Below are 8,129 nucleotides of genomic sequence, written 5' to 3'. Positions count from 1 at the left end.
GGCTGCGACGGAGAGGAACTGGTGTCGTCGTGAGCGGGTATCCAGGCGGGGTGGCTGCGAGCGAGCCCGCGGCGAACACCGTCGATCATGCGGTGGCCTTCAGCTCCGAGACCGGGCATCGCTATGAGGTCGTTGACAGCGACATCGCCTTCACCGGACGGATCATCTCGGTCCGCCGGGATGCGGTGCGGATGCCCGATGGCGGGGTGTCCCAGCGCGATGTCGTCGTGCACCCGGGTGCGGTCGGAGTGGTGGCGCTCGACGAGGCCGACCGGGTGGTGATGGTGTACCAGTACCGTCATCCGGTCCGTCGACCGCTGTGGGAGCTGCCCGCCGGCATCCTGGACGTACCCGGCGAGCCGCCGGTCGAGGCGGCGGCACGCGAACTCGCCGAAGAGGCGAACCTCACGGCCGGGCGTTGGGATCTGCTGGTCGACGTGCTCGCGTCACCCGGCATGACCAACGAGGCGTACCGGGTCTTCCTCGCTCGCGAGCTCGCGGTGGTTCCCGTGGCGGACCAGCATGTACGCGTCCACGAGGAGGCGGACATGCAGATCGCGCGGGTGGATCTCGACCGCGCCGTCGGCCGGGTCATGGACGGCTCGATCACCAACGCCATGGCCGTTGTCGGTCTGTTGGCGGTGGCGACCGCCCGCCTGGACGGGTTCACCCGGCTACGCCCGGTGGATGCGCCGTGGGAGGACCGTCCCCGTCCCGTCGGTTGACCGTCGGGTCAGCGGTTGCCGGTGAGGACGCCGCTGGCCTCGTCCACGACGACGGCTGCGTTCGCCGTCAGGGTCACCGGGTTGAGGGGGAACGCCTGGCCGACACCGGGTACGGCGAACGTCCCCTGCCAGGTGACCGTGAGCGTGACGGTGTAGGTCCCGGGTTTGGCGTAGGCGTGCGCGACATAGGCGTCCGGGTGGTCCTTGGGCGAGATCGCCGGGTCGAACGGGCGGCCGGGTGCGTCGGGGCCGACGGTGCTGTCGCCGAAGTCCCACCGGTAGTGCGGCACCGCCCTGATGGTGGCCAACACCGGTTGGTCGACGTTGAACGTGAAGCTCGGCGGGACCGGCGTATAGAGCACGGTGGGTAGGTTGGCGAAACTTCGCCCGTTGGGCTGGACGACCAGCGTGGGTTTGGGCAGGGCCTGTTCTCGCAGGTAGTTGACAAGGGACGCCTGTACCTGCGCGAGCGTGGGAGCGGCGGCAATGGCCTTCGGGTCGCACAGCGCGTTGGTGTCCGCGGCGGCCTCCGGAAAGGCGGCCCAGAGCAGTTGCTCGAAGCCGGTCGTCTCCGGGCCGACATTGCAGAAGTCGAGGCGGACAGGGCAGTCCGCGCAGGCGTCCGCTGTTCTGGCGGTTGCGGTGGTCGCGGGTACCTTGTGCAGCCGCCCACCACTGAAGGTGTAGGCATAGCCGTTGTCGGTGGCGCGGGTATCGCAGTAGCCCCACACGGCCGCGCACAAGGAGCCTGGTTCCGCATGGGCCGCGGATGCCGTCGGCAGCACGATGGCGGCGACCAGCCAGACGACCGCCATCATTCGCCTTACGGTGCCGCCACCGCCGGCCGGTCCGCCGCGCCTGCGGCCGCCTGGAACGTGGTGGCCTGGATTGGGGTGACCTGGATTGGGGTGACACCGTGTGTGGTGATCCGGATGTGCCGTCATGACGGTCCCCTGGAGTACAGGACGTTCTCGATGCGCCAGCCCGCGGCGGTCAGCCAGAGCATGGCCGTCGCGGCGCGCGGTGGTTGCGCTGGATAGGTATTGATCACATTACCGGTCGTGTCCAGCAGCCGAACCGCTCTGATGGCCACGGTCATCTGCGCGGTGATCGCCTTCTCGCCACTCGGGCCCAAGGTCGGCGGGCTGACGGCGAGCGGACCGACGTCGGTGTGTCCGCCCTGACTGTGGAAGTTCTGGGTGACCCCGATGTCGAGCGCACAGGTCTGACATCCGGGCATTGCCGTTGCGCTCACGTCTGCCACGCGTCCCTCCAGACTGGCCTTGTTGATCTCCTCGAAGTATGCGTTGACCGTGGTCAGCGCCATGTGCAAGAGGTCAGGGCTGCCCGATGCGGACGGCGTCGCGGCGGGCGTCGCGAGGTCGGTCCGGTCGCCCGATGGTGATGCGCTGCGCACCCCGGCCGAGTCCAGCGCCTGCACCTTGGGCGGAGCGGAGGCGCCGGTTGCGGCCCCACCGCCGCCACAGCCGGTACCCATCAGGATGAGGGCGGTGGTCGGCAGGAGCCAGACGAATCGTAACTGTCTGCTTTCTGTCCGCACCATTGGAAGGATAGCCTCAAATCGTCATCGATGGGGACAGTATCCGCAAAAATCACCAAATCGCATGTCGTCCGACCCGGGCGCGGGCGATCGGCGCGATATCGGTGGATGTTGTCAGCCGTGCACCTACACTCACCTCGATGGCGAGCGCAGACATACCGGATGGTTGCACGGCCGGCGATTCTGCTGTACATGGCGGCGCTGCTGGCCGTGTCGGCACGGCCGCTCCGACGCCGTCGGTGTGCCGATGAGCACGTCGGGGGTGCCCGGGGCCATGGTGGAGCGCTTCCTGGACCATCTGGAAGGTGAGCGCGGGCTCGCCCGCAACTCCGTCCTCGCCTATCGGCGTGATCTTCGTCGGTACCTGGAACATCTGAGCGCCGCCAGGTCCGGTCGTTGGACGACGTCGACGAGGCCGAGGTGGCGGAGTTCGCGGCCACGCTGCGCGAAGGTGCGCAGGGACACCCGCCACTCGCGGCGTCGTCAGTGGCACGGATGCTCGTCGCGGTCCGGTCGCTGCACCGTTTTGCGGTCCAGGAAGGCGAGGTCACCTACGACGTGTCCCAACCGGTGCGCCCGCCGACCCCGCCGCGCCGGCTGCCCAGAGCGCTCACGGTGGACCAGGTGGTGGCAGTGCTCGCTGCGGCGTCCGGCCCGGCCGGCGGCGACCCGGTGGAGGGGAGTCGACGGCTGCGGGCTGTCGCGTTGCTGGAACTGCTGTACGGCACGGGTGCGCGGATATCGGAAGCAGTGGGTCTCGACGTCGACGATCTCGACCTGGACGGGGCGTCCGTGCGTCTTGAGGGCAAGGGCGGCCGGGCCAGGGTCGTCCCGCTCGGCCGGTACGCCCAAGACGCCCTGTCGGCCTACCTGACCCGGGCCCGCCCGGTCCTGGCGAGCAGGCGGGCGTCCCCGGCGGTGTTCCTGTCCCGCCGCGGAACCCGCCTGTCGCGGCAGAGCGCCTGGACGGCACTGCGGGCGGCGGCGCTCACGGCCGGGGTGGACGGCGTGTCACCGCATGTGCTGCGCCATTCTTTCGCGACGCACCTGCTCGATGGCGGAGCGGACGTCAGGGTTGTGCAGGAGCTGCTGGGTCACGCCTCGGTCAGTACCACCCAGATCTACACCTTGGTCACGGTGGACAGACTGCGTGAGGTGTATGCGACCTCGCATCCGCGGGCGCTCAGTAGCGAACGGCCGCGGCGGGGTTGATCGCGCGCCCGGAGGCCGTGGCCCCCGGGTCGCCAGCGGGCCAAAGGGCGCGCGACGATCGTCAGATCGCGCGCCCGGAGGCCGTAGTCCCTGGAGCACCGACCGACGTCAGGACGGGGTGTAGGGCCCCAGGCTCGGCATGCCGTTGGATGGCGCGGGCGCGGGCACGCCGCCAACCCCACCCACGTTCTGTGTGCTGCGTTCGGCGAGCGTCTCACCGACCTTGCGTGCGATCGCCTCCATCAGGCGCAGTGCCTGCGGCAGCGACAGGTTGAGCACCACTTCGCTGTCGTTCGTCATCGCGAAGCGAACCGATACGTCCGCCATTGCTCGACCTCTCCCGCCTGACTCCGTGGATCTCGCCGCTGTTCGTGGAATGGAACGGTACGACCCGTCATCGAACGACGCGCGCCCGGGGTTCCCCAGCACGCCATGGATATCACGCAATGTTATATCCGGTTCGCGAAGGGTCGCGGTCATGGGGCTGCTTGCGTCGTTCACCTTCCGCTACTCCTCTGCCTGCTCGGGTGCCTGCTCGGGTGCCTGTTCGGGTGCCTGCTCGGGTGCCTGGCCGGTACCGCTACAGCTCCGAGACGACTCCGGCCCCGGGTCCGCCAACCTCCTACGTAATGATCAAAGTTCGTGAGGATCAAAGTTCGTAGGTGTCATGTTGTGAAGGCATAGTCCCGCATCCGCCGGTGGTTCCGATACGGGGGGTACCTGGGAGTGAATCAAGGTGTGCGGCTATCCTTACGGTTGATTCCGCCGTGTCCATCATCCAGGACTGGCATCCGTGTCCGGCATCCGTGGCCAGCATCGTGTTGGCCTGGTGTTGAGCGGCGATCGGGTGGGTCGGCGGCGAGCATCGGTCTTATGATCACAGTGCCCCGAAAGTGGGATGTGCGGCAGGATATGGCCATGGGTTCCCCTCACGATCTTCCTGACGTCTCGCTGTTGACGGTCTCCATTCTCGGCGGTACCGGCCCGCAGGGTCGCGGCCTCGGTCGCCGTCTCGCGATCGCCGGCAACCAGGTTGTGCTGGGCTCGCGCTCGGCTGAGCGGGCACAGGATGCCGCTGCGCAGCTGAGCGCGGCAGGTTTGCCCGTCATCGGCGCGGACAACTCCGCCGCAGCCGCCCAGGGTGACATCGTGATTGTCGCCGTGCCCTGGGAAGGCCACGGGGAACTGCTGGTCAGCCTCCGCGCGGAACTGGCGGGTAAGATCGTCGTCGACTGCGTGAACCCGCTCGGTTTTGACAAAGGCGGCGCGTTCGTGCTTGCGGTCCCCGAGGGCAGCGCCGCCCAGCAGGCCGCGACGCTGCTGCCGGACAGCACCGTCGTGGCCGCTTTTCATCATGTCAGCGCGGTGCTGTTGGCCGATGAGACGGTCGACGCGCTGGACACCGACATCCTCGTGCTGGGTGATGACCGCCATGCCACCGACACCGTTGCGGCCCTTGCCGCCAGGATTCCCGGGATGCGCGGCGTGTACGCCGGCAAACTGCGTAACGCCGCCTCGGTCGAGGGCCTGACCGCGAACCTGATCTCGGTGAACAGGCGCTACAAAGCCCACGCCGGCTTGCGTGTGACCGACATCTGACCGGCTCGCCTCCGTCGGAGTCCGGCGATCATGCAGGATCGTCCAGTAGGTGCCATCCTAGAAGGCGGACTCCACCGAATCTACGGGAGCGGGCGCGCACGGTGACGGCGGACAGCCGGGATGATCCCGAACTTGATGATCTTATGCTTGTCGTGGACGTGCCCGGCCAGGTTGCCCGCGTGGTCTCGCTCGTGCCGAGCCTCACCGAGGCCATCGCGGTCACCGCGGTCACCGCGCCCGGGCTCTTGGTCGGGGCCACGGACTGGTGCGTTCGCCCGGCCGGACTCGACGTGGTGCGCGTACGTGGGACGAAGAATCCGGACCTGGCCAGGATCATCTCACTCGCGCCGGACGTCGTCTGTGCCAACGCTGAAGAGAACCGTATAGTTGATCTTGAAGGATTGCGGGCAGCCGGGATACCCGTGTGGGTGACCGCACCGACCACGGTGGACGCCGCGCTGGTGAGCCTCGATCGGATGTTGCGTCATGCCTGTGGGCTGGCTCGGCCCCGGTGGCTGGACGCCGCGCGCGCGACCTGGGCGGTCCCTTACACCGGCGAGCGGCGGACCGCTCTGATTCCGGTGTGGCGACGACCCTGGATGGCGGTGGGGCGCGACACCTTTGCTGGTGACGTCCTGCGCAGGCTCGGCGTCGACAATGTGTTGGCCGAGAATTCCGAGCGTTATCCCCGGATACGTCCAGACGACATGGGCGTAGGCGACATGGGCGTGGATGGCATGGCTGCCTGCGAGCTCGTGGTGCTGCCCGATGAGCCGTATCCGTTCAGCCCGACGGACGGTCCGGAGGCGTTTGGGGGAATGACCGCGGTATGTGTGTCAGGGCGCCATCTGACCTGGTACGGACCATCGCTGGTGTCGGCCCGCGCGGTGCTCGGCGCCCAGCTCGCCCACCCGGTCGCCTGACCGGAACCGGTGGTGGGCGAACTGCCGTCCGGCCACCACCGGCCTGCCGTTCAATGAACTGATACCGCTCGGTCAGAGATAGCTGTGTTCGATCGTGGGGAAGGTGCCACCGCGGACCTCCGCGGTGAACCGCAGCGCCGCGTCCGCGAGCGTCGACCGCAGGTCGGCATAGCGCTTGACGAACCGGGGGCCATTGCCCTCGGTGAGCCCCGCCATGTCCTGCCAGACCAGAACCTGCGCGTCGCAGTCGGCGCCCGCGCCGATGCCGATGGTTGGGACGGTGAGTTCCTTGCTCACCCGGCAGGCGAGATCCGAGGGGACGACCTCCAGCACGATGGCGAACGCGCCGGCAGCTTCCAGCGCGAGCGCGTCGGCGAGCAACGCGTCGCCGGCGTCGCCACGTCCCTGTACCCGGTAGCCACCGAAGACGTTCACGCTCTGCGGTGTCAGCCCGAGGTGTGCCATGACCGGGATGCCGGCCGCAACCAACGCGGCGACCTGCGGCACCACCCGCGCGCCACCCTCCAGCTTGATCGCCTGGGCGCCGCCGTCCTTCAGGAAGCGCGCCGCGGTGGCCAGCGCCTGCTCCACCGATCCCTGGTAGGACCCGAACGGCAGGTCCGCGACGACCATCGCGTGGGTGCTCCCGCGCGTGACCGCCCGCACCAGCGGCAGCATCTCCTCCACGGTGACCGGAACAGTGGTGTCATAGCCGTAGATGACGTTGGCGGCCGAGTCGCCGACGAGCAGCACGGGCACGCCCACGTCGTCGAAGATCCGAGCGGTGCTCGCGTCATAGGCGGTGAGCATCGCCCATTTCTCCCCGCGGTTCTTCGCCGCCTGCACGTCCCGGACGGTGGTCCTGCCCCGTCGTGGCCAGCTGCCACCCGGCGCGCCGGGTGGGGCCGCAGCCCCGGCCGCGTTCGATGCGGCTGAGGCGGTCGGCGCGCCGTACAGCGTTGCCGCCTCCACAGCCACCGAGGTGACCTGGGAACACACTCCTGCTGAGGTTTCCATCCGATCTCCTGTGAGTCCGTCCAGGCGCTGGCGCGTCCCGGCGTACCTACCATGCTGCCACCGTCGGCGGACGCACGCTCTGCGCGGTTCCGACCGCTTCCTGCTGATCTGGTCGCCGACCTGATCACTGACCTGATCACCGACCTGATCACCGACCGCGGCGGGCGCGCGAAGTCGATCCATCCCGGTGGCTGCCTGTCAAACGGATGCGTCCGGACGCACACCACCGTAGGCTTCGATCTTGAATTATCGAGGCACGCCCTGATGGTCGGGTCAACACGGCGGACGGCGGATTCGATGAGCCATTGTGGGTACGGCGGGGCTGGACGCAGGCGGGTCCGGGCGATGCGACAGGCGATGCGAGGTGCAACGCGAGGTGCCATGCGTCGCAGGGACTCCGGGCATCCCCGGGGCGGCTCGCCAGCACGGTACGCGCGGTGACGATGTCGGCCGGGAGGCCGCCCGGATCAGCGCGGTCAACGGGAACCGGTCCGACGTTCCGCCCGCCGGGGCGCCCACGGGACACCCGCTGTGATGAGGCGATTATCGACGCGACTTTACAGGCGCTCGCCGACAGCGGTTTCACCGGGCTGTCGATGGAGGCCGTCGCGGCGCGGGCCGGTGTCGGCAAGGCCACCGTCTACCGACGATGGCCGAGTAAGGATGTGCTGGTCTCGGACGCGCTGGCAACGCTGGCCAACGTGTCGGGGGGAGTCGAGACCGGATCGATACGTGACGATCTCGTCGCCTGGCTGAACACCGTGCGCAGGCACAACATCCAGACCCTGTCCGGGCGCATCATGCCCAGGCTGCTGGCGGAGAAGGAGGCGCACCCCGACCTCTTCGAGACCTACCGTGAGCGGGTCATGGCTCCGGCCCGGGAGCGGGTCGCCACTGTCCTGCGTGGCGGCATCGCCTCGGGAGAGCTGTGTCCAGACATCGACGTCGAATTGATCACTGATGTGTTGATCGGTTCTGTCGCGTACTGGCAGTACACCGGACGCTCGAGCGACGTCAGCGGTTCGCGGATCGTAGGCGTGGTCGACACCATCCTGCGGGGGATCGTCGCGCGGTCCGGCTCTGCGGCGAACG

General features: G+C 68.5%; 8 protein-coding genes and 1 pseudogene. 5 read left to right on the top strand and 4 right to left on the bottom strand.

The features are described 5' to 3' along the window. Window positions 1–92 precede the first annotated feature (92 nt). The gene (locus U9980_RS09855) at window positions 93–725 is read left to right on the top strand and encodes an NUDIX hydrolase (protein ID WP_322767657.1); all 633 of its coding nucleotides are present in this window, start codon (window positions 93–95) and stop codon (window positions 723–725) included. Between the two features lie 8 nt (window positions 726–733). On the opposite strand, the gene U9980_RS09850 is transcribed toward U9980_RS09855, so the two are convergent. Together U9980_RS09850 and U9980_RS09845 are read right to left on the bottom strand one after the other, a co-directional pair. Beyond that, on the bottom strand, window positions 734–1,540 hold the full coding sequence (locus U9980_RS09850) for a PKD domain-containing protein (protein WP_322767646.1): 807 nt from the start codon (window positions 1,538–1,540) through the stop codon (window positions 734–736). Window positions 1,541–1,665: 125 nt separating this feature from the next. Continuing rightward, window positions 1,666–2,289 carry a hypothetical protein gene (locus tag U9980_RS09845; RefSeq protein WP_322767645.1) on the bottom strand — a complete coding sequence of 208 codons (624 nt, stop codon included), beginning with the start codon at window positions 2,287–2,289 and terminating at the stop codon, window positions 1,666–1,668. A gap of 244 nt (window positions 2,290–2,533) precedes the next feature. Between U9980_RS09845 and U9980_RS09840 the strand changes: the two are divergent. Beyond that, window positions 2,534–3,498 (top strand): annotated as a pseudogene (locus U9980_RS09840) (tyrosine recombinase). Between the two features lie 108 nt (window positions 3,499–3,606). Here the strand turns inward: U9980_RS09840 and U9980_RS09835 are convergent. Then, on the bottom strand, window positions 3,607–3,825 hold the full coding sequence (locus tag U9980_RS09835; protein WP_131747529.1) for a hypothetical protein: 219 nt from the start codon (window positions 3,823–3,825) through the stop codon (window positions 3,607–3,609). A 591-nt stretch (window positions 3,826–4,416) separates the two neighbouring features. Between U9980_RS09835 and npdG the strand changes: the two genes are divergently transcribed. Both npdG and U9980_RS09825 read left to right on the top strand, forming a co-directional pair. Beyond that, entirely contained in the window at window positions 4,417–5,097 is a 681-nt protein-coding gene (npdG, locus tag U9980_RS09830; protein WP_322767644.1) for an NADPH-dependent F420 reductase, read from the top strand. 143 nt (window positions 5,098–5,240) lie between these two features. Next, the gene (locus U9980_RS09825) at window positions 5,241–6,020 is read left to right on the top strand and encodes a helical backbone metal receptor (protein WP_322767656.1); all 780 of its coding nucleotides are present in this window, start codon (window positions 5,241–5,243) and stop codon (window positions 6,018–6,020) included. Between the two features lie 72 nt (window positions 6,021–6,092). Here the strand turns inward: U9980_RS09825 and panB are convergent, their stop codons facing one another. Further along, window positions 6,093–7,037: a 3-methyl-2-oxobutanoate hydroxymethyltransferase gene (gene panB / locus U9980_RS09820; protein ID WP_322749773.1), complete on the bottom strand. Its 945-nt coding sequence runs from the start codon at window positions 7,035–7,037 to the stop codon at window positions 6,093–6,095. Window positions 7,038–7,480: 443 nt separating this feature from the next. On the opposite strand from panB, the gene U9980_RS09815 reads away from it, so the two are divergent. After that, a partial coding sequence (locus U9980_RS09815; RefSeq protein WP_322767655.1) for a TetR/AcrR family transcriptional regulator occupies window positions 7,481–8,129 on the top strand: 649 nt, incomplete at its 3' end.

Origin of the sequence: Protofrankia sp. Cr1 (assembly GCF_963555865.1) — a bacterium.
Taxonomy (GTDB): Bacteria; Actinomycetota; Actinomycetes; order Frankiales; family Frankiaceae; genus Protofrankia.
Note: the sequence above shows the minus strand (reverse complement) of the source record. Positions and strands in the feature narration are given on the sequence as shown.